The 21,630-nt window shown below is 35.0% G+C and carries 21 protein-coding genes; 8 read left to right on the top strand and 13 right to left on the bottom strand.

Annotated features, from left to right (window positions below; translation table 11 throughout):
* Nucleotides 1–32: 32 nt before the first annotated feature.
* The 10 genes from BLT57_RS12420 to BLT57_RS12375 form a co-directional block, all read right to left on the bottom strand.
* Complete coding sequence (locus BLT57_RS12420) at nt 33–1,877, bottom strand: gliding motility-associated C-terminal domain-containing protein (protein WP_091426093.1); 1,845 nt, start codon at nt 1,875–1,877, stop codon at nt 33–35.
* Nucleotides 1,878–1,914: 37 nt separating this feature from the next.
* Complete coding sequence (locus BLT57_RS12415) at nt 1,915–5,355, bottom strand: T9SS type B sorting domain-containing protein (protein ID WP_091426092.1); 3,441 nt, start codon at nt 5,353–5,355, stop codon at nt 1,915–1,917.
* A gap of 131 nt (nt 5,356–5,486) precedes the next feature.
* Nucleotides 5,487–6,317, bottom strand: coding sequence for an ABC transporter permease (locus BLT57_RS12410; protein WP_091426090.1), 831 nt, complete (start codon nt 6,315–6,317; stop codon nt 5,487–5,489).
* Between the two features lie 55 nt (nt 6,318–6,372).
* Complete coding sequence (locus BLT57_RS12405; protein WP_091426089.1) at nt 6,373–7,269, bottom strand: ABC transporter ATP-binding protein; 897 nt, start codon at nt 7,267–7,269, stop codon at nt 6,373–6,375.
* 112 nt (nt 7,270–7,381) lie between these two features.
* The gene (locus tag BLT57_RS12400; RefSeq protein WP_091426088.1) at nt 7,382–7,960 is read right to left on the bottom strand and encodes a HupE/UreJ family protein; all 579 of its coding nucleotides are present in this window, start codon (nt 7,958–7,960) and stop codon (nt 7,382–7,384) included.
* A 12-nt stretch (nt 7,961–7,972) separates the two neighbouring features.
* Nucleotides 7,973–8,491, bottom strand: a complete 519-nt coding sequence (locus tag BLT57_RS12395) for a hypothetical protein (RefSeq protein ID WP_091426086.1) — start codon at nt 8,489–8,491, stop codon at nt 7,973–7,975.
* Between the two features lie 26 nt (nt 8,492–8,517).
* Nucleotides 8,518–9,534, bottom strand: coding sequence for a COX15/CtaA family protein (locus tag BLT57_RS12390; RefSeq protein WP_091426085.1), 1,017 nt, complete (start codon nt 9,532–9,534; stop codon nt 8,518–8,520).
* On the bottom strand, nt 9,521–9,985 hold the full coding sequence (locus BLT57_RS12385; RefSeq protein WP_172827455.1) for a GNAT family N-acetyltransferase: 465 nt from the start codon (nt 9,983–9,985) through the stop codon (nt 9,521–9,523). The genes BLT57_RS12390 and BLT57_RS12385 overlap by 14 nt, the downstream gene beginning before the upstream one ends.
* A 2-nt stretch (nt 9,986–9,987) precedes the next feature.
* Nucleotides 9,988–11,406 carry a CCA tRNA nucleotidyltransferase gene (locus BLT57_RS12380; protein WP_091426080.1) on the bottom strand — a complete coding sequence of 473 codons (1,419 nt, stop codon included), beginning with the start codon at nt 11,404–11,406 and terminating at the stop codon, nt 9,988–9,990.
* Nucleotides 11,407–11,484: 78 nt separating this feature from the next.
* Nucleotides 11,485–12,486, bottom strand: a complete 1,002-nt coding sequence (locus tag BLT57_RS12375; protein WP_091426078.1) for a glycosyltransferase family 52 — start codon at nt 12,484–12,486, stop codon at nt 11,485–11,487.
* An 86-nt stretch (nt 12,487–12,572) separates the two neighbouring features.
* Here BLT57_RS12375 and BLT57_RS12370 point away from each other — a divergent pair, with 86 nt between their 5' ends.
* Nucleotides 12,573–13,370, top strand: a complete 798-nt coding sequence (locus BLT57_RS12370) for a glycosyltransferase family 2 protein (protein WP_091426077.1) — start codon at nt 12,573–12,575, stop codon at nt 13,368–13,370.
* On the top strand, nt 13,363–14,130 hold the full coding sequence (locus tag BLT57_RS12365; protein ID WP_091426075.1) for a lipopolysaccharide kinase InaA family protein: 768 nt from the start codon (nt 13,363–13,365) through the stop codon (nt 14,128–14,130). The genes BLT57_RS12370 and BLT57_RS12365 overlap by 8 nt, the downstream gene beginning before the upstream one ends.
* Before the next feature lie 2 nt (nt 14,131–14,132).
* On the opposite strand, the gene BLT57_RS12360 is transcribed toward BLT57_RS12365, so the two are convergent.
* Complete coding sequence (locus BLT57_RS12360; protein WP_091426074.1) at nt 14,133–14,894, bottom strand: glycosyltransferase family 2 protein; 762 nt, start codon at nt 14,892–14,894, stop codon at nt 14,133–14,135.
* 42 nt (nt 14,895–14,936) lie between these two features.
* On the opposite strand from BLT57_RS12360, the gene BLT57_RS12355 reads away from it, so the two are divergent.
* Nucleotides 14,937–15,758 (top strand): glycosyltransferase family 2 protein, encoded by an 822-nt coding sequence (locus tag BLT57_RS12355; protein ID WP_091426072.1) that lies wholly within the window; start codon nt 14,937–14,939, stop codon nt 15,756–15,758.
* On the opposite strand, the gene BLT57_RS12350 is transcribed toward BLT57_RS12355, so the two are convergent.
* Both BLT57_RS12350 and BLT57_RS12345 read right to left on the bottom strand, forming a co-directional pair.
* Nucleotides 15,755–16,813: a glycosyltransferase family 9 protein gene (locus BLT57_RS12350; RefSeq protein WP_091426070.1), complete on the bottom strand. Its 1,059-nt coding sequence runs from the start codon at nt 16,811–16,813 to the stop codon at nt 15,755–15,757. The two genes, BLT57_RS12355 and BLT57_RS12350, sit on opposite strands and share 4 nt — an antisense overlap.
* Nucleotides 16,814–16,840: 27 nt before the next feature.
* A complete protein-coding gene (locus BLT57_RS12345; RefSeq protein ID WP_091426069.1) occupies nt 16,841–17,656 on the bottom strand; it encodes a 2,3,4,5-tetrahydropyridine-2,6-dicarboxylate N-succinyltransferase in 816 nt (271 codons plus the stop codon).
* Between the two features lie 394 nt (nt 17,657–18,050).
* Here BLT57_RS12345 and ruvX point away from each other — a divergent pair, with 394 nt between their 5' ends.
* From ruvX to BLT57_RS12320, 5 genes are all read left to right on the top strand, one after another.
* Nucleotides 18,051–18,464: a Holliday junction resolvase RuvX gene (gene ruvX, locus BLT57_RS12340; protein WP_091426067.1), complete on the top strand. Its 414-nt coding sequence runs from the start codon at nt 18,051–18,053 to the stop codon at nt 18,462–18,464.
* Between the two features lie 65 nt (nt 18,465–18,529).
* Nucleotides 18,530–19,120 carry a peptide deformylase gene (def, locus tag BLT57_RS12335; protein ID WP_091426066.1) on the top strand — a complete coding sequence of 197 codons (591 nt, stop codon included), beginning with the start codon at nt 18,530–18,532 and terminating at the stop codon, nt 19,118–19,120.
* 12 nt (nt 19,121–19,132) lie between these two features.
* Complete coding sequence (locus tag BLT57_RS12330) at nt 19,133–19,558, top strand: DUF5606 domain-containing protein (protein ID WP_091426064.1); 426 nt, start codon at nt 19,133–19,135, stop codon at nt 19,556–19,558.
* An 89-nt stretch (nt 19,559–19,647) separates the two neighbouring features.
* Nucleotides 19,648–20,421 (top strand): nucleoside triphosphate pyrophosphohydrolase, encoded by a 774-nt coding sequence (mazG, locus tag BLT57_RS12325; RefSeq protein WP_091426063.1) that lies wholly within the window; start codon nt 19,648–19,650, stop codon nt 20,419–20,421.
* 325 nt (nt 20,422–20,746) lie between these two features.
* A complete protein-coding gene (locus BLT57_RS12320) occupies nt 20,747–21,613 on the top strand; it encodes a hypothetical protein (RefSeq protein ID WP_157717186.1) in 867 nt (288 codons plus the stop codon).
* Nucleotides 21,614–21,630: the final 17 nt, after the last annotated feature.

Raw genomic sequence — 21,630 nt, 5'->3', positions numbered from 1 at the left:
AGTTTACAAGCTGTAGTAATGCATTGAAATTTTTAGTAGTTAACGTATACCCAGCCTACCTGAGGTTGATACTCTGGATCATTGGGATAGAGAACATAGAAATAAGTGCCCACAGGAACCAATTCTCCTTTGTTGTTTAGACCTCTATTTATCAAACCGTACCATTTTTTGTCATTATCTCCTTCAAAGATGAGCGTGCCATAACGATTGTATATTTTGAGCTCGTGCTGTTCAAATACATCATAGAGTCCTTGAATATTAAACCAGTCGTTCGTGCCATCGCCATTAGGGGAAAAGCCTTCAGGGACATATGGCGGACAATTATCTACAGATAATTGAAATTGATAAGCATCATAGCATGGCGGATTATCTACTTTAACATAAATAGTAATTGGATTTGTTATGTTTTGGTAGTCTTCCGGATTTATGATGTTGTTTTCGTCTGTTTCTAAATCTGATAAAGCTTCATAAAATATAATATCATCCGAATCAATTTGAGTAGCAGTTTCAAACAATTCAACAAGATTAAACGACGCACTATTGAATCCTTCATTACAACCAATTGCATTTGGTAATTCTTGAATCGCAGGAGCGATTAATAATTCTATTAATTCAGCGTCATTATTATTGTTTTCATTTATTTCAATGACTGTACCTATACCTGTACCGTCATCGTCAACTGCCAAAGTCAGAAGGAAACTATCACTTAAGATATCTGGTATTGAAAGTGTAATCATACCGCTCTCCGAACCATTGATTAAAATAGTGTTTTGAGTTTGACTTTGTCCAACTAGAATGCCATCGGCATAAAATGCAATGGGTGTGTTTTGTGGCAAAGTATCTGTGCTATTCGTATTTGAAACGGTATAATTCCCAACTACAGTGCGATTGCTACAGTTGATGGTAAAGTCATCTAAAGTAATTCGTGCATCAGGAAGTTGGCTATTCAATACGGTTACAATGTTATTGATGATGATGAGATCAGCTCTAAAAACTCCAAATTCATCTAAAGCGCCAGTTGTCATTTTTATAGTAGCATTGGTGTCTCCAATACTTATATTGTCTTGGATGTCGTAAACGTCTAAATCACAGTTGTAATAGGTATTTGAGTTAGTAAAACTATTGGTGCCATTAAAAGCGTTATCACTCAAATTAAGAGGTGGGTTAGATAAGATATTATCATTAATAGACAGGCTTTCCCCAAAATTTAAATTGTTATCCCCTTCCCAAGCCAAGAATCCTATTTTGGCACCTTCATTATCGATGACATTTAAATTATCAATGGTGATGATTTTTTCTTGATTATTTCTATTAATAATTTCTAAGCCTTGATACAGGTTTAATTGATTTAAGGGTAAACTGTCCTCTTCATAAATAATATATACGCTCCAACCTGCGAAATTGGTGCGATTATCGCAGTAACCAGCAGTATTGGTAAGGTCATCAGTAATGTCCAAATCTGAAAACGTATAGTTGATATTTCCTTCGGAAATGATAATATCCGTAATATCTGCAAAGCATGAAAAGTACGTGAGTGTTTCACTAAATACTTCGGTATAATCTACGAGATAGGTATCTGCAGCTTCAATGTTAAACCCGTTAAGTGTTACTGAGGTGTCTCCTGTTCCTGAACCTGCCCAATATAAATAAGCAGCGACAACGGTCGAACTTGGGGAAAGATTCAAATTAGCACTTGAAGATTCTAGCGGGAAACAAAAACTAAAGTCTAGATTATTCTCAAATGGATTAAGTGTATTGCCAAAAGCTGTATAGTCATAACGGCCATTAAATTGTTGAAATAGGGTAATATCTTGCGCAAATGAGGGAATAGTGAAAATAAGGGTTACTGCAATTATGTTTAGTTTAAACAACCTCATTTATTGAGTTTTAGACTTTCAATTTACGTAATTTTTATTAGCGTTTCAATGCAAAATGACTTCTAAAGGTGCGTCCATCTTCTAAGGTCACCACAAACCAATAATCACTTGCGGGCATATTTGTGCCATTAAAAGTGCCATCCCAACCCGCTCCTAAAGGATCTACTTCCACTAGCAATTTTCCGTAGCGATCAAAAATTAGAATTTGGGAGTTTGGTTGAAAATCTGATGAAATTCCTTTTACTTGCCAATATTGATTATAGGTATCTCCATTAGGTGTAAAAAACTTGGGAAAGCCTATCACAGACACTAATTCATCAATGGTACCACAATCGTTTTCTATATCACGCACATAAACCGTGTGAAACCCAAAACTTACATTTTCAAATATATTACTCTCTTGATAAGGACCATTAGGGTCATCTAGGGCATATTCATAAATACCATCGCCAGAGACAAATACTGTAATTGTATTGTTGGAGGTAGCATCTGTAATTTGAATATCAGTAAAGGTTGCAATATCTGAAGGTAATACATTAATAACGCGATCTTTAAAACAGCCATCGGTTGAGGTGACACGAACGGTATAGGTACCAGGCTCATTTACTTCAATTTCGAATTCATCTTCTCCAGTTGACCATTCGTAATAATAATTATTAGGGGTGTCATCAATTAAACCGCCAGTTAATGTAATCGTTTCTGGAAAGAAATTCAGGCAATAATAAAGGTCTTCTTGAGTCACAATATTTGGCAATTCAAAGACCCTTAATTGTATTTCACTAATACCAAAACAGGCATTTGCATTTTCTACACGAGCATAAATGGTTTGTGAGTATGGTGTGGTGTTAGTATAACTCGTTGCTAGAGGATTGTCTTCTATCAATGCGTCTTCATAGGTCTCATAGAATACTATTTCCAAGTCAGTAGGTAAGCCAAAAAGAATGTCATTTAGAGTACTTACTAAATTGAAATTATAAAAACCATCTTCTGTGCCATCATCATCACAAACTTCAAGAATGGTATTGTTTGATGCTGTCGAACTGGCTTCTAATTGCAACTCAGCAATGTTAGTACAACCTGTTGTGGTATTGGTAACCAGTGCATAAATAATTTGCGGATTGAAATAATTCTCAAAGGCATCTGCATTGAGTTCATCTTCATCATTTTCTAGATCTGCAAGGGATACATAAAAATTAATTGTTCTGTTGTTAGCACCACCAGTAATCTCATCAAAAGCTTGATTGAGATCAAACAAGGTAAACCCTTCCGGAATGCCATCTTCGTCACATTGAATAAGTGTCGCGTCAAAGGCTTCAGGCGCATTATTTACGGTAAGTACAAACGAATCGGTTATATAACAATCGGTATTTGTATTATTTTCAACCCGAACGAAAATTTCTTCAGAATTTGCTACGGTATTCGTGTAATTATTTGGGAATGGATTAGTGTTATCATCGGCATCGTCTTGTGTTGGATGATAGCTAACATCGAATACTGTGTCATCTTGAGAGCCTAAAATTTCTGCATTCAAATTTTCTAGATTGAGCGTGGTTATACCATCCATACTGTTCCCGTTGAAATCTGTATCACATACAGTGATGTCTTCTAATGAATTTATGACTGGGTTCACAAATACTGTAATCGTAAACGACGTCATAGCATTGCAATTTGGGTTATCATTATTATCTACTCGTGCATAGATGGTTTGAGGCGTTTCTGTGTTTGTAAAATCACCAATAATATCATTGGTGCCATTATCGGCATCTTCTTGAGAGGTGAAATAACGCACAGAATAGAGTAGTGGGTTTTGTCCATCTAAAACATCCTCATTTTGGGTAGTAAAGTCAAATGTGCTTACTTCTGTGTCACTACAAACGATAATATTTTGAGGCTGTGTAGCCGTTGGGATATCAAAAACACCCACGACAGCTTCTCCTTCAATTGGACATTCTCCATTATTAGGTTCAATAAAAACCTCATAAAACCCAGGTTCATCAACAAAGAGTTCAAAGCTTGTTTCAGCTAATTCTACATCATCCTTGAACCAAGTATAATCAGCTCCAGGAATATTATCTGCTAGTAAGTTATAGGAGTCTCCTGTGCAAAGTTTAAGTTCTGTTGTACTAATACCATTCTGGATAATATCTATTTGAGAATTAAAAAGCGATTGAATAAAAGGTGGTAATCCAATTCTACTAACATTTTGAAAGCCTCCATTAATATCTAAGAGTACACCATTTTCATTATAACCTGCGGCAGCTCCGGTAGCTTCAGGATTATTAATCACACCAAGAAAGTTTCCAGAGGTGTTGAAATTCGCAAAACTAACCTGTGCTCTATAGATCCGTTTATCGAGACCTAATTGCAAAGCGCCAGCACTTAGAGATGTTGAGGTATGTATTAACTCTATAGAAGCAGGAATATTTGCACTTTCTAGATCCCATTGAAATATGCTACTAGCACCATTACCTTGTGTGCCTTGACCAATACTCGCGTAAATTTTTCTATTTTCCGAGGAAAACTCTACACCATAAGGGCTGTCACCATTTTCAGTCCCATAGAGCTCAACTGAATTCGAGACAACTCCCGTGTCATTATCAAAATCTAATAAGTAAACACCTCCAGCTGCATTGCCAGCTGTTACTGTTGAAAAACCGAAATGTGCTACGGCTAATTTCGAGCCATCTGGTGAGGCTTTAATATAGCCAAGTGAATTTCTGCGATAGCCTGAAACAGGAACCTCTGGACCTACCGCAGAAATGACCGGAGTCGTATCTACACCATTGATATCTACTTTAAAGGCATAAAACTTATCAGTAAAATGTGTAATCACCCAAAACGATGAACAATCGTCGGCTTTCACAGCCGTAATTTTTTCTGAACATTTAAAAGCGACTTCATTAGGATCTGCAGGATCATACGTCACTAAAGGTACATTTTTCTCCGTATCCACCACATCACCTAAGCCTCCATTAAGGGTGATGTCAACTAACGAATAATTAAATCCATTATTAAAACCATCATCAGCACCTGGCACTGTTCCACCACTATCATAGTTGCCAGTGAATTGGTTTGGACTCACAGCAGCATTATTATGATGAGGTTCATCAACTGTGAAAACATAGTATTGAGTTGGGTCTTGCGGTTTTGGAACGATAAGTCCAGAAGAGGTACTCGATGGATCACCAAGTAAACCGGTGCCACCAAAATAATCCCCATTTGCCATAATCTGGTGATTTCTATTCCAAACGGTTTGTCCATCAGTGTAGAACAATAAATTACCACTCGTGTCAGAAATAGATGTGCATCCTTCTAATGTGTTTATTTGCCCATCTGTTATTGCAGTTACAGATCCTGTTCCTGCATCAAATTGCAGACCTGCATTTTGTCCGAAATACCAGAAGGATGCTTCTTGTTGTGCATAAGAAAAGGCAATACAAAATAGCGTAATAATAAATAAAACGTGTTTCTTTTTCATGTAATAAGGCAATTAACTTAGAAGTACTAATACTAAAACAAGTTACCTATTAAAATTCCTACTTATTCCCTTTGGAATTATGAGACTAAAACAGGCTGCTTTTTAGTTGAACGACTAAGTCAATAAAGATATTACAAATCTCGCTTTTTTAATAATCTGTACGATAAAAAGATAAATAAGGCTGTCCAACCAAGAACGATAGCAATTTCATACCAATGCACGGCAAAGTCATAGGCGATATCAATATCAGCTTTGTTAGGCATCTTAGACATTACAATGCGTTGAATAGGTTGGTCTATAAGCTTATACATAGATTTTAAAGGAAAGAAATTTTGAATTCTTTCAGCGACCTCTGCGTTGGCTTGCCAGGTGATGATTCCAAAGGTAATCCACTCTAAAATCCAAAGCACGAATAAAAACCCTAAAGCAAATGCCGATCGTTTGACTAACATGCCAAGGAATAAACACAAACTGAAGAACCCAACTAATTTAACGAAGTAGGCGAGAAGGAATTCGGTGCCTCTAATAATTAAATGAAATTCATCAATACTAGAATAATACCACCCTATGCACAAACAAATCAAGAAAATGATAATTGTGGCTACTGCCGAAAAGAAAACGATAGTATAAAATTTGGATAGGATGAACTCTTTTTTGCTCAAACCATCGATAAGGTTTTGTTTAATGGTTTTATTGCTGTATTCATTACCAATCATACTAACTACAACAATGGCAAAAAAGAACTTGAATTGGGCTGCAAAAAATGTTGTAATATGCCAAACTATCGGGAAATTAAAAATCCCATAATGGCCTAATTCTAATACAAAGAATCCAAAAAAGTTGATTCGTAGTGAGGATAGAATAATCACAAAGAACGGTAACACAAAGGATATGAATATAAGAACTTTACTCGCTCTGTTGAGGAGTAGTTTTTGAAGTTCTAGTTGTAATAATCTTAACATGGTGGTTGATTTTTTTAATTCTGAATATACTATTCAGATTTGCTTTGATTGATGATTAGTTGTTATCTGTTAATTGTAAGAATTGCTCTTCAAGGCTTTCTTTACGTTTAACGAGATGAGATAAAACAATGCCTTGGTCAAACATAAGTATGTTAAAGGCCTGGGCGTCCATAGGTTCATTTAGAAACACAGTAATCAATTGGCCTTCTAATTTTATTTTTCCGAAGCTTGAATTTGATTCTAATACCTTTATAAGGTCATCATGTTTATCCGTTTTAAGTTCAAAGAATCCATGACTAGAAATCATTTCATCAACACGGCCAGAATACAGTTTTTCGCCTTTCCGAAGCACGACCACATGAGAGCACACTTTTTCTACTTCATCCAGAAGGTGAGAAGCTAACAAAATGGTTGTTCCAGATTGGGCAATGTCTTTGATAATTTGACGAATTTGATGTATGCCTTGCGGATCTAATCCATTAGTAGGTTCATCTAAGATCAAAATTTCTGGATCATTCAATAAGGCAGATGCTATTGCTAAGCGTTGCTTCATTCCTAAAGAATAGGTTCTGAATTTATGATCTTTACGATCTGTAAGTCCAACGATTTCAAGTTTTTCAGTAATCTTACTTTCATCAACACCTTTAATTCTGCATACCAATTTTAAATTTTGATAGGCGGTCATATAAGGATAAAAGTTAGGACGCTCTATAATCGCACCTACTTTTTTGAGTGCATCATGAGTTGTTGTATTGCCATCAAACCAGTGGAAGTCTCCCGAGGTTGCATTGACAACATTTAAAACAATACCTAAGGTTGTAGATTTCCCACTACCGTTAGGTCCAAGAATGCCGTAAACATTGCCCTTATTAATAGTAAATGATAAATCTTTTACAGCAGTGAGGTGCCCAAATTTCTTGGTAAGATTATTAATGGTTAGAATAGATTCCAATAGTGATTGATTTTTTCTGCGGAAAGGTTCAGCAGTGGTTGATTATTTAAATATGACGAATGGAACGTTGATTTGTTACAAAAATCTATTTGATATGACTTTTAACGTGTCACTAATTAGAAAGTATCATTTGAAGTACTAGGAAGAAAATGATCACATTCACAGCAAAACGCAGCCATTTTATTTTTGATTTCAACACAAGTGTACTTATTGAAATTAGCGCTAAAAACCCAGCTACAATTAATAGTTGAGCAAGTTCAATACCAACATTAAAGCCTAATAAAGGCAAAACAATCGACTCATCATCGAAGATCATCATTTTAATGTAGTTAGAAAACCCTAATCCGTGAATGAGTCCGAAGACCAATAAAATAATATAGGTCGTTGTTAACTGCTGTTTAGAGGGTTTATCTTTAACTAGAAACCAAAAATTATTAACGCAACTTAATAGTATGGTAATAGGAATTAGTAGTTCGACAGTGTTAGCATTAATAGATACTAATTCTAAACCTGATAAAAATAAAGTAACACAATGTCCAACAGTAAAGGCAGTGACCAGACCAACAATTTTTCTCCAATCATTAAAGGTATAAAGAATACAAAAGGAGAGAATGAAATAAAAATGATCTAAACCGTCAGGGTCTAAAATATGATTGACACCTTCTTTTAAATAGAACAAAAAGTCATTCATAAATAAAGAGGATTAATTCCAGTTTTCGTCGAAATCCAAATCGTCATAATCATCCACATCTATATCGTCATCAAATTCATCAAAGTCATCACCAAAATCTTCAGCTTCAAACGCTTTTTCTGGCGCTGTATCGGGTATTTGGCCATGAACAAACATGAGGTTAGGGTAGTCAGTACCATCAGCTTCTTCTACAATTTCGGCAAGCTCCACAAAAAAGGTCCACATGCTCATAAAATCGTAAACATAAATAAGTTTAGTTTGTGCTTCATGAACGATATCATTAAGTTTAGTTTCATTCATCAAGCGCACGGAATTTACACCTTCGCTCACATCGAACATAGAGATTTCCTCACCTTGTTCCCAAGTCTCATTGCTGATATAAAACGAAGCCATTTCTAAACCCTCAAAACCAAAAGACTGCGTGATAGAGTTATGTAAATCTTCAAGCGTATCGGTTTCACGAATTTCGATATCTCTAAAAATATCATCTTCGGTATCGTTGTCTAATATGACTCTAAATCTGTAAATCATGGTGCAAAAATAAGCTATTTTTTAAATTATTTGCTAAATCGATGTAAGGTAAATATCATAGCTGATAGCAGTAAGAAAGCACCAACTTGATGCACAACACCTAACCAAACAGGAACTGCATAAATAATAGTAAGTACACCCAATAAAAATTGCAATGTCACACCTACTAATAGGCTGTTCATGCCAATAATTTGATATCTGGTTAAAAGGAGTCGTCTCATTTTATACCACATTGCAATAATAAATGCAACGACGATATATGCCAAAGTTCTATGAACAAATTGAACACCACTTTTCCCTTCTATGAAGTTTTTATAGAGTGGTTCTTGCTCTATATAAACGGTTTCATGCATAAATTTCCCATCGCTCATCAGAGGCCAATGATTATGTATAAAGCCCGCGTCTAATCCTGCTACGAATGCACCGTAAATGATTTGTATAATGAGTACGACAAGTGCAAGCCGAATAAAGTTTCTCATTTTTTTTGCGATTTCTTTTTTATCAGGAAAGATTAAATCTAAGGCGACCCAAAATGTGTAAGCGAAAGTTAGAAAAGCTGTTGTTAAATGCATTGCCAGTCGATAATGACTCACATCAGGATTATCTACTAAACCACTTTTGACCATATACCAACCAAGGAAACCTTGAAATCCTCCCATAAAAAGGAGAATGATACTTTTTTTAATTGTTGGTTTACTCAGTTGTTTGGTTAGTAAAAAATACACGAACGGCAGTATAAATACAAGTCCGATAAATCTGCCAATCACTCTATGAATCCATTCCCAAAAGTAAATGTCTTTGAAATCCTCAATACTAAAATTCGTATTGAGTTTTTGATATTCAGGATATTGTTTGTAAAGGTCAAAAGCTTCCTGCCATTCAACCTCGTTCATCGGAGGTATAGTTCCTGAAATTAATTTGTAATTAGAAATTGATAAACCTGAATGCGTCAACCTTGTGATACCACCAACTATCACCATTATAAAAATTAATATACAACCTGTAAGTAGCCAGTAAATGACTTTGTTATTATCCTTTTTCATCTTGCAATTTCTTTTCAAAACACAAACTATTATCCATCCCAACGTATTGACCATAATTTGCGATTACACTGTAATTTTTCTTTTTATAAAATGCAACGGCTTCCGTTTGCCGCTGTCCTGTTTCTAAAACACAACACTTATATTGTAACTCTAAAGCCCAATTTTCTAGGGCACTTAAAATTTCAGATGCTATCCCATTTCCGCGATACTTTAATACTGTAAACATGCGTTTTATTTCAACACTTTTATGATTAAATTGTTTAAAAGCACCACAACCAACAGGTTGTTCATTATGATAAGCAATGACCACATGTTTTAGAACATCTATACCGTTAAACTGGTTATAAAACGCATGCTCGTCGCCATCTGTAATTCTTAAATAAGCATCCAATTCTTTTACAAGACTCACAAAAGCTTTGTTGTTAGAATCTGTTCTTATAATTTCAATCATCATTACACATTTGCCTTAAGGCCTAATTTTTCTCCTTCTTTCAGCATTAGTTGGTATGCTGCTTCATATTCATTTGGAATGTCACCTTCTAAAATGGCTTCCTTTATCGCCTCTTTTATTTGACCAATCTCCCGAGACGGTTTCAAATTAAAAGTTTTCATAATTTCTTCGCCAGATACTGGTGGTTGAAAATTTCGTACATGATCACGGGCCTCAACTTCCACAAGCTTTTGACGGACCATTTTAAAATTATTATGGTATTTATTATACTTTTTCGGGTTTTTTGTTGTGATATCGGCTTCGCATAAAAGCATCAAATCCTCAACATAATCACCTGCATCAAATACCAAGCGTCTCACAGCAGAATCTGTAACGATATCTTGAGCTAATACAATGGGACGCGAACTCATGAACACCATTTTTTGAACGAATTTCATTTTCTCATTAAGAGGCATTTTCATACGTTTGAATAAATGATATACCATTTTAGCACCTTCAAATTCATGGGCATGAAAAGTCCATCCTACTTTTTTGCTGAATTTTTTCGTTGGTGCTTTTCCTATATCGTGTAACAAAGCGGCCCAACGTAACCATAAATTATCGGTTGTTTTAGCAATATTATCAACCACTTCTAGCGTATGATAAAAATTATCTTTGTGTGTCTGACCTTCAACTTCGTCAATTCCTTTTAATGCAACTAATTCTGGAAGTATATAGTCTAAAAGACCAGTTTGCTCAAGATGTAAAAATCCAATAGAAGGTATTTTGCTCTCTAAAATCTTGTGAAGTTCAACTACAATTCTTTCTTTAGTGATAATTTTTATGCGATCCTTATTTTCAGAAATAGCCTTTAAGGATTGAGGTTCAATGGTAAAATTGAGTTGTGTAGCAAATCTAATGGCTCTCATCATACGCAAGGGATCATCACTATAAGTGATATTGGGATCTAATGGAGTACGAATAATTTTTACGTCTAAATCATGGCGCCCGTTAAATGGGTCAAGCAAATCTCCGAAATGTGTTTCGGAGAGATTTAAAGCCATCGCATTGATGGTAAAATCTCTTCGGTTTTGATCATCTTGTAGTGTGCCGTTTTCAACAATGGGGTTTCTGCTATTCTCTGTATAAGATTCTTTTCTAGCTCCAACAAATTCAATATCCATATCTTCATAGCGTAACATGGCTGTTCCATAGGTTTTGAAGATCTGAACTTTGGGGTGATTGGGTAACATCTTTGCGACTTGTTTAGCTAAAGCGATACCGCTTCCTATAGCGACAATGTCAATATCTTTGTGTGCACCACGATTTAAAATGAAGTCACGAACAAAACCACCAATGACATAACTGTCTACGTCCAATGCTTTCGCTGCGCTGGAAATAATCTTAAAAATTGGATGCGTAAGGGCTAGTTTGTAATTCATTGCCAAGGTGCTCTCAAAAGTGTTTTTTTTCGTTTTGCAAATTTACGACTTCCTAAACACCTTTAAAAATCTCCCGACCTATTTCTTAAAGAGATTATGACCTAAAATGATCTTTTCTTTGACGTTGTCTAAATTATCAATTGCCGTAGAGTACGCGGTGAATGCTTTTTCGAATTTCAGATTTGGTAATAAGTTCAATAATTCTGCAGGAAATAATTTTGGTAGCACAATGATACGCTCATCTGCTTCAAATAGTTTACTGTAATTAGTTCGTTCTCTTGGATGTGGTTTGAAGTAAATTAAATCTGTTTGCGCTTGGTTAACAAAATCCTTATAATACTGCAGTTTAATAATCTCGTTAGCTACAATGCCATCCTCATTTAAGGTTTGGGTAATAATAATACTTTTTGTTTTTTCTATCGGAAAAAGGCCAGCATCGTTGAGGTTCGTCGATGGTAAAAATGCTTTTGTGAGTTCGTCCAAGGTTTGCATATTTAAATTCGCAAGCGTTGCTTTCCAATTCAGGTGATCTGATTTTACTTTTAACTCATGAGGTAGATCGTCTGGAGTTGTAGCAAATACTTTAGTGATGCGTTTGTCAAAACCATTTACCAGTGGTCTATTCACTAATGTGCTGGTAATCTTTTTTACAGTATCAGGTGCACTGGTGACATAGGTTTTGAGACCGTCTTCTATCATAAATTTATTATGATGCTTGTATTTATAAATAAAATAGTTTTTTGCCGAATCAGGTGAGCAGATATAAATATCATAATCGGTTTCGTGTTTTGTAAGCGCTTTAAGTTCAGTATTTTGAGCATCAATGAGCGAAACTATTTTCTTCCGGTTCAATGTGTAAGTGAGCTTGCCTGCAAGTTTCTTTTGTTGCTGTCGTCCTGCCATAAGGATCACATCATCAAACCATCTTGAGTTTTTAAGATTAGGTATGAGCGTTTCAATCCCAGGTGTAATCTCAACAATCACAAGCATATTGTTTTTAAGATTTCGCTCTTCAATATGCAGTATTGATAAAAGGATGTGGTATACAGACGTAATAACAAAAAGTCCTTTTGATTTCATTAGCGAATACAGATTTAGAATACAAAAATAGTTATATTTTTGTATTCTAAATTTACAATACAAAAGATCATCATTCTTAAAAACTAATGAAGTTACGTACAACGCTTATCATACCAACTTACAATTGGCCAGAGGCCTTAGAATTGGTGTTACTAAGTGTCAAACGACAAACGCAAGTCACAGATGAAGTTATTATTGCTGATGATGGTTCAATAGAAGCTACGAAACGATTAGTTGAGCGTTTTCAAAAAGATTTTCCAACAACTTTACGTTATCTCTGGCATGAAGATGACGGATTTAGAAAAGGTGTCATTGTGAATAAAGCGGTGGCATCAGCTACAGGTGATTATATCATTCAAATTGATGGTGATTGCATTCTGCATAAACGATTTCTTGAAGATCATATTTCTGCAATTGAAAAGAACACCTATTTATATGGTTCTCGTGTGAGTCTCAAAGAATTTAGTGTGTCGCAATTATATAGAAAAAAACAAATCGATTTTTCTGTGTTTTCAAAAGCGTTGACCAAGAGAGGTCGTAGTCTTTACATACCGCTTTTAGCCAAACGCTATAAACGCGAATTGCCAATGTCTAAGAAAGTTCGCGGATGCAATTTATCTTATTGGAAACAGGATTATATTAATGTTAATGGTTATAATGAAGATATATTTGGTTGGGGACGTGAAGATACCGAACTTGTGGTGAGAATGGTGAATAACCAAGTTTTTGGGAAGCGATTAAAGTTCAGAGGTATCGTATTTCATATTTGGCATAATGAGTTTTCGAAAGACCGATTGACTAAAAATCATGACATACAAGCCGAAACCATAAACAATCAAATAGTTTGGTGTAAGAATGGTGTTGATAAATATTTAAGTGAATAGAACCAAAAACATACACAAGACGTTTAAGCGAGATGAAGCTTTTCTAGATGATATCATAACACATTATGAAACCAAAGGTGAAGATTTTGGTAATCAAGATCGCAACTCATTAAAGCTTTTTAAATTAGGAGAAAACACTTTGAATGTTAAATCATTCCGTATTCCTAATGTGATTAATCAAGTAGCTTATCGGTTTTTTAGAAAAAGTAAAGCCCAACGTTCTTATGAATATGCCAAGTGGTTACAAAGCTTGGAGATTGGCACACCTCAGCCAGTGGCTTATTATGAATTTAAAACCGCATTGTTATTCAAAAATAGTTATTACATCAGTAAGCAATTAGAATGTGATTTGACCTATCGAGAACTTACTAAAGATTTGAATTATCCTAATCACGAGGAAATATTAAGAGCATTTACAAGGTTTACCTTTAAACTTCACGAAAAAAAGGTCAACTTTTTAGATCATTCTCCAGGAAATACGCTCATTAAAGCTATTGGAGCAGACTATGAGTTTTACCTAGTTGATCTTAACCGTATGGAATTTAAACCGTTGGATTTTGAAGCTCGAATTAAAAACTTTGCCAAACTCACCACACATGAATCAATAGTGAGAACGATGAGTGATGAATACGCCAAATGTGTCAATCGAAACGCAGATGAGGTTTTTAATTTGATGTGGAAATATACTATGGATTTTCAAGAGCGCTATTGGAGACGACGTCGTATTAAAAACAAACTAAAATTCTGGAAGAAGAAGTAGAATTAATCTTTTGAATTATATAATTCTCGAAGTTTTGCATATTTTAAAAAGGTAATATTGCCCGTTTGATAGCAAATAATAAGTCCGTTAAACCCATCTAAAAACCCTAATCTCAATACGTAAGCCTTAAAAAATGCCCATAATGGATTAAAGATGATTCTCCATATAGGTGCTGTTTTGCCAAGGTCATAATAAGCTTGTGCAGCTATCGTTGAGAAATACTCTGTTTTTTGGTTAAATTCTGAATAGGTTTGATAGGTTTTATGAAGGATGTCACCTTTTAAATGTCCTGTTTTAGACGATTTGTTGTGCAATTCAACATGGTCGTGAGGATTCAATCCTGTCCATTGGCCTTGTCTGCGATCAAAAACACGTAATTTTTTATTGGGATACCAATCAGAATGCTTGATCCATTGTCCACAGAAATTATTATAACGGTTACAGTAATACCCATCAAATGCCCAGGTCGACTTTAAATTAAGTATCGATTTTTGAAGTTCTGGAGATAATGCTTCATCACCATCTAATGACACAATGTAGTCATAAGACGCTTGTTGCAAAGCAAAATTCTTTTGTTCTATATAGCCTAAGAACTGCTGCTCAATGAACTTAACGTCGTACTTCTCGCAAATTGCTTTGGTGGTATCTGTTGAAAACGAATCTACAACTACAATTTCGTCTACTACATTGTTCAAAGACAAAATACAGTCTTCTACATTTCGTTCTTCATTGAATGTGATGATGACGCCAGAGATCTTAATCATGTATGCATTTTATATTTGGTAAAAATAACTATTTTTGAACCAATGAAAAATTGCGATACTTCCGTTATCATAAGTACATATAATAGCCCATTATGGCTGCAAAAGGTACTATGGAGTTTTGACCAGCAAACATTTAAAGACTTTGAGGTCGTTATTGCTGATGATGGTTCGGGAACTGAAACAAAATCTTTGATTGAATCGATGAAAATAAAGGTGCGCTATCCAATACAACACATTTGGCATGAGGATAATGGATTCCAAAAAACCATTATTCTGAATAAAGCGACCGTAGCCAGTAAAGGCCATTATTTGGTATATACTGATGGTGATTGTATTGCGAGAGCAGATTTTCTTCAGGTGCACTATGAGCAACGTCAGAAAGGTTATTTCTTATCTGGAGGCTATTTTAAATTGCCAATGGACATTAGTGAGCTCATTTCCGAAGCCGATATCAAGACACAACGCTGCTTTGAAATAAGTTGGCTTAAATCTCACGGACTTAAATCTTCTTTCAAAAATAATAAGATTACTGCACGCGGTTTTAAGCAGAAATTACTCAATGTATTAACGCCAACAACAGCAACTTGGAACGGTCACAATTCATCAGGATTTAAAGAGGATATATTGGCAGCTAATGGTTATGACGAACGCATGCAATACGGTGGTGAAGATCGAGAATTAGGAGAACGCTTATTCAATGCAGGAATCAAAGCAAAGCAAGTTAGATACAGCGCTATTTGTTTACATTTAGATCATGCAAGAGGGTATGTGAAACCAGAAATGATTGAAAAGAATCAGGCGATTAGAGCGACGACTAAAAGAGAAAATCGCACAACAACCCCTTTTGGGATAAAGCGCCTTTAAAATTGTTTTAAGTACCGTATTAATTTTGGAATGATTAATTCTGGAGGAAAAGTTTTATACAGTGAAAAAACTTCTTTTTTAGCTGTTTTAAGTGATTTTCCCTCATAAAGTTCAGGTTTAAAATCTTTTAAGTGAACGGATCGATGAGTAGTCTCATTTTCAAACATGTTCCATGCTTCTTTTAAGATCCATGGTGAAAATATAGTGAATGTAGGAACATTTAAAGCTTTAGCCATATTTACAGCACCACCCTCATTTCCAATTAAGGCCGTGCAATGATTTGTGATTGCAATAAAATCCCTTAGGTTTTTTCCAAAGACATCAAAAAAGATATGTGCTTTGGTTTCTTTTTTGCAAAAATTAAAAACTGTTTTAGCTTCGGTGAGTTGCTTAGGAATATAATTGAATAAAATTTGACCGTTAGTGCTTTCAACAATTGCATCAATTATTTTTGCCATATGCGGTAGCGGATAAGTTTTGTTCTCGCCACTTCCAAGTACACTAATCATAAATAGAGGTTTAGATAGATTAATATCGGCATTGATCAAAAGCTGTTTCGATTGTTCAATCTCCTCTGGCAAAAGATATATCTTAGGTTGTAGTTTCTCAGGAATAGTATTGCAGATGGGATGTAATAAATTTAAGCGGTTTTCAACGGCCAAACCCGCATTTGTTTTTGGGGTTTTAGCTTCTTTAAAGGTATGCGTATAATAGTGAGAAGTGTACCATTTTTTCTTAGAAATTTTAATCGGAGCACCTGAGAATTTGGTCATGAGGTTACTAGAGAATTTCGAGTAGACATCAATAACGACGTCATACTGTGCTTTTTTTATGCCCTGTAAAAAAGTAAGAAATAGCGGTCGGCTCTCCTCAATTTGAGGTGTTACAAATAGAAACTTATCAATAAAAGGATTGTTTTGAACAACAGGATAGGTCTGAGAATTAATGACATAGTGAAGCTCAGCATCGGGATGTTCGGCTCTAATAGCTTCAAACAAAATGCTAGTCGTGAGCACATCACCAATCATTTTTTGTTGTATGATTAAAATTTTCAAAACCTAAGCGTTATTAATTGTTAACTACTACACGGCGACGTCATACTCACGCAATGCGTCATTAAGTGAGGTCTTTTTATTAGTACTTTCTTTACGTTTACCAATAATTAAAGCGCATGGCACATTATATACTCCCGCAGGGAATGTTTTGGTATAGCTTCCAGGAATTACAACAGAGCGTTCTGGCACCACACCTTTAGTTTCAACAGGTTTATCTCCTGTTACATCAATAATTTTTGTACTCATTGTTAATACCACATTCGCACCTAAAACCGCTTCTTTTTCAACACGAACACCCTCCACAACAATACAGCGAGAGCCAATGAAAGCTCCATCTTCAATAATGACTGGTGCTGCTTGCAAAGGTTCTAAAACACCTCCAATACCAACACCGCCAGAAAGGTGTACGTTTTTTCCAATTTGCGCGCAACTACCTACAGTTGCCCACGTGTCTACCATTGTGCCTTCGTCAACATAAGCCCCAATATTCACATAACTAGGCATTAAAATAGTTCCTGAGGAAATATAAGCACCATGACGAGCTACGGCATTAGGAACCACACGAATACCTTTTTTCTGATAATCGCGTTTTAATGGAATCTTATCGTGGTATTCAAAGATACCTGCTTCAAGAGTTTCCATTTTCTGAATTGGAAAATAGAGTACGACGGCTTTTTTTACCCATTCGTTTACTTGCCAACCGTCTGATGTTGGCTCTGCTACACGAAGTGTTCCTTCATCTAAGAGATCAATAACACGTCTAATGCTATCAATAGTATCTTGATTGCTTAATAAGGAACGATCGTTCCAAGCGTTTTCTATAAACTGTTGTAATTGTTTCATGTCAGATTTTAAAATGCTATTGCCACAAAGATAAATCTATAATTGGTTTGAATAAAGGCATCAGAATAAAAAAATAAATAAATGTGACCTTTTAAAAAGTACAGTGTCTTACTAATATGAATTATTATGATTCAAGCGTTTCCCTAAACTAACGTTTGTGATTTTTAATAATTAATAGCTAATTTTCATGAAAACTCTCCTTCTCCCTTTGGAGAGTTTTCTTTTTAATGACGATGTGACTTTTTAAAATATTACGTGTCGTATAAGTATAACATAAACTGTTTAAGGTAGAGGGTAAATGGTTCTATGGATTCAATTAATAGTTGATTATTTTAGAACTCTTCTTTGACCTTCAAAGAAGAGTTTTTTTCTTTAATTCGATTACCTTTGCAATATGGCGAGAATCTTAGCACTAGATTACGGAACAAAACGAACTGGTATAGCTGTAACTGACGAGTTGCAAATTATAGCTTCTGGTTTAACGACTGTGGAAACTAAGGAATTGCTAGTGTTTTTGAAACACTATATTTCGCAAGAACAGGTTGAATTATTTATTGTAGGAGAGCCCAAACAAATGAACTACGAAGCTTCTGAAAGTGAAACGTCGATTTCAAAATTTTTAGAGCAATTGTCAAAAGCTATTCCCGATATACCGGTGAAACGTGTTGATGAACGATTTACATCGAAGTTAGCATTTCAAACGATGATTGATAGTGGACTTAATAAAAAGCAGCGTCAAGACAAAGCTTTAGTTGATGAAATTAGTGCAACGATTATATTGCAAAGTTATTTGTATAATCAGTCTTAAATCCATCTTAAAAATTCTCAAAAACCAATAAGAATCGTATTTTTGCACCCGAAAATAATAATAAAATGATATTACCAATTGTAGCTTATGGTGATGCGGTGTTAAGAAAAAAGGCTGTGCCTATCACCAAAGATTATCCTAAACTCGATACATTGATCGAAAACATGAAAGAGACAATGTATGGTGCTTATGGTGTTGGTTTAGCCGCACCACAAGTAGGCGTTGCTATTCGCTTGTTTTTAGTAGATACCTCTTCTTTTGCTGAAGACGATGTGTTTTCGGAAGAGGAACAAGAGCAATTAAAAAACTTTAAACGCACTTTCATTAACGCGCAAATCATTGAAGAAGATGGAGACGAATGGGCTTTTAATGAAGGTTGTTTAAGTATTCCAGATGTAAGAGAAGATGTTTTTCGACAACCAAGGGTAACAATAAGCTATCAGGATGAAGATTTTAACGCACATACCGAGGTGTTTGATGGAATTATCGCAAGGGTTGTTCAGCATGAATATGATCATATTGAAGGCGTTTTATTTACCGATAAACTATCCACATTAAAAAAGCGTTTAATCAAAGGGAAATTGGCTAATATTTCAAAAGGAAAAATTAAAGTGGATTATAAAATGCGTTTCCCATTAATGAAAAAGAAACGCTAATTAAACTATTAAATGAGCTTAGATAAAATACTTTCCATCTCAGGAAAACCAGGATTATATCAAATCGTCGCACAAACTCGTAACGGTTTTGTTGCCGAATCATTGATTGATAAGAAAAAAGTAGCAGTTAATATTCACAACAATATTAGCGTTTTGAGTGAAATTGCTGTTTATACCTTAACAGAGGAATTGCCATTAAGAGAAGTCTTTAAAAAAATTAAAGACAAAGAGAATGGTCAACCAACTTCTATAAGTCATAAAGATTCAAAGGATACTTTAGAAGAGTATTTCTTTAGTGTGCTATCAGATTACGATGAAGATCGTGTTTATGCTAGTGATATCAAGAAGATTATACAGTGGTATAATTTGCTTCAACAACATGACATGCTAAGTGCCTTAGATGAAGAGGAAGCAGCAGTTACTGAAGAAGAAGAATAACATCCGTTAATAGATTGTTCATATTATCTAAGGCTTAGAATTTCTATCTGAGCCCTATAGTTGTATTTTTGAGTTTTAAATTCAGAAGAATGTCCGATAAAACTCAGCAACTAGAAGCTTTTGAACGTTTACTCATTATTATGGATGAGTTGCGTGATCAATGTCCGTGGGATAAAAAGCAAACCCTTCAATCCTTACGTCATCTAACTATCGAAGAGGTTTACGAACTTGGAGATGCTATCCTCGATAATGATCTTGAAGAGGTCAAAAATGAATTGGGTGATGTCTTACTTCATATTGTATTTTATTCAAAAATTGGAAGTGAAACAAATGCGTTCAATATTGCCGATGTATGCCACAGTATTTGCGATAAGTTAATCGATCGTCATCCTCATATTTATAGTGATGCAGAAGTAGCAGATGAAGAGGAGGTTAAGCGCAATTGGGAGCAGCTGAAATTAAAAGAGGGCAAGAAGAGTGTTTTAGAGGGCGTTCCAAAAAGTTTACCAGCCATGGTAAAAGCGAATCGCATACAGGATAAAGTGTCTGGAGTTGGTTTTGACTGGGAAGAACCTTATCAAGTTTTTGCTAAAGTTCAAGAGGAATTGGCTGAACTAAAAGATGAAGTTAAAGCAGGAAATCAAGATTTGATTGAAAGTGAATTTGGAGACGTTTTATTTTCTATGATTAACTATGCCCGATTTTTAAAGGTAGATCCAGAAAGCGCACTTGAGCGTACCAATAAAAAATTTATTCGACGATTTCAGTATTTGGAACAAAAATCTAAAGACATGAACAAACCTTTGTCAGAGATGTCCTTAGCAGAGATGGATGTATATTGGGAGGAAGCAAAGAAATTTTAATTTTTTGAGATTGAGACATCCAAAGTATGTTAACTATTCGTATATAAAGCAAATAGAAACTTTTCGAAGTTTCTTAATCTTAAGTAGGTAATCTTAATGTAGTAGTTAAGCGGACGCATTAAGGTTTAAAATTTAGTTTAGTTAGGGGTAAAATCCTGTCTGTTTAAACAGACAGGATTTTATTATTTTACGTCTTTCCAAGATACTTTAAAATGTAGATAAGAATGCTTTTAAATGCATTTTAATTATCCAATTCTGATGAATATCATTGCGTGAAAAAGACTTCAATTCTATATTTGAATTATTAATCAATACCTATATAATTATGAAAGCGATATTTTTAAAATTTTTGGCAATAACATTAGTTTTTACAGCATTTGTAGCTTGTAATGACGATGATGATAATCCGCCTATAGTGGTTATCAATGACATTATGGTGGTTTATAATACCGATACTGGTGTATTTTCAGCATTGGATATTACAGACGGCACATTAACAATTCTCGGATCAATTAGCTATAACGGTGAGCCTCTTGCTGGACTTAGAGGTATCGCTTATAATCCAGCTAATGGTATGATCTATGCTAGCTCTAGAGCTAATGACCCTTATGACGGAAAAATTTTTAGTATTGACCCAGTAACTTTACAAGCGACCGTTATAAATGATAATGCCAATGAAGACTGGTATGCTATTGCAGGATTGCAAATCTCTAATGGTAAACTTTTGGGAACAGTTTATTGGGATGAGTATAATTATGAAACATATTCATCATTGGTCTGGTTAGAATTTGATGGTTCTATCGACGATGTTACTTACCTGACTTTCGAAGGTGATGACTATACATTTAGCGGCGGTATGGCTTTAGAGTTTGGAGATACTAGTGATGAACTTTTAATTACAGATGGTGATGAAATTGCACGACTTAATATCGATGGCACAGTTTCTGAAATTATTGAATTAACACCTATTGGTTTTCCGCCTAGTGATACAGGTCGAGGCGGAGGAGGAAGTGATCTTGATTATATCCGCTGTCTAGAAAAAGATAATAATGGAACATTGTATGGTTTAGATCGAAATGGTGTTTTTGGTAGTATTAACTTAGATACCGAAGTCTTTACTTATATTACTGAATTTGATGCTGGCGGAGATATTGTTACTTTAGTTACAATTCCTGAAAATATATTTGAATAATCATTAAATATGGTGTA

Origin of the sequence: Formosa sp. Hel1_31_208 (assembly GCF_900104785.1) — a bacterium.
GTDB lineage: Bacteria > Bacteroidota > Bacteroidia > Flavobacteriales > Flavobacteriaceae > Psychroserpens.
This window is presented reverse-complemented; position numbering and strand designations above follow the sequence as displayed.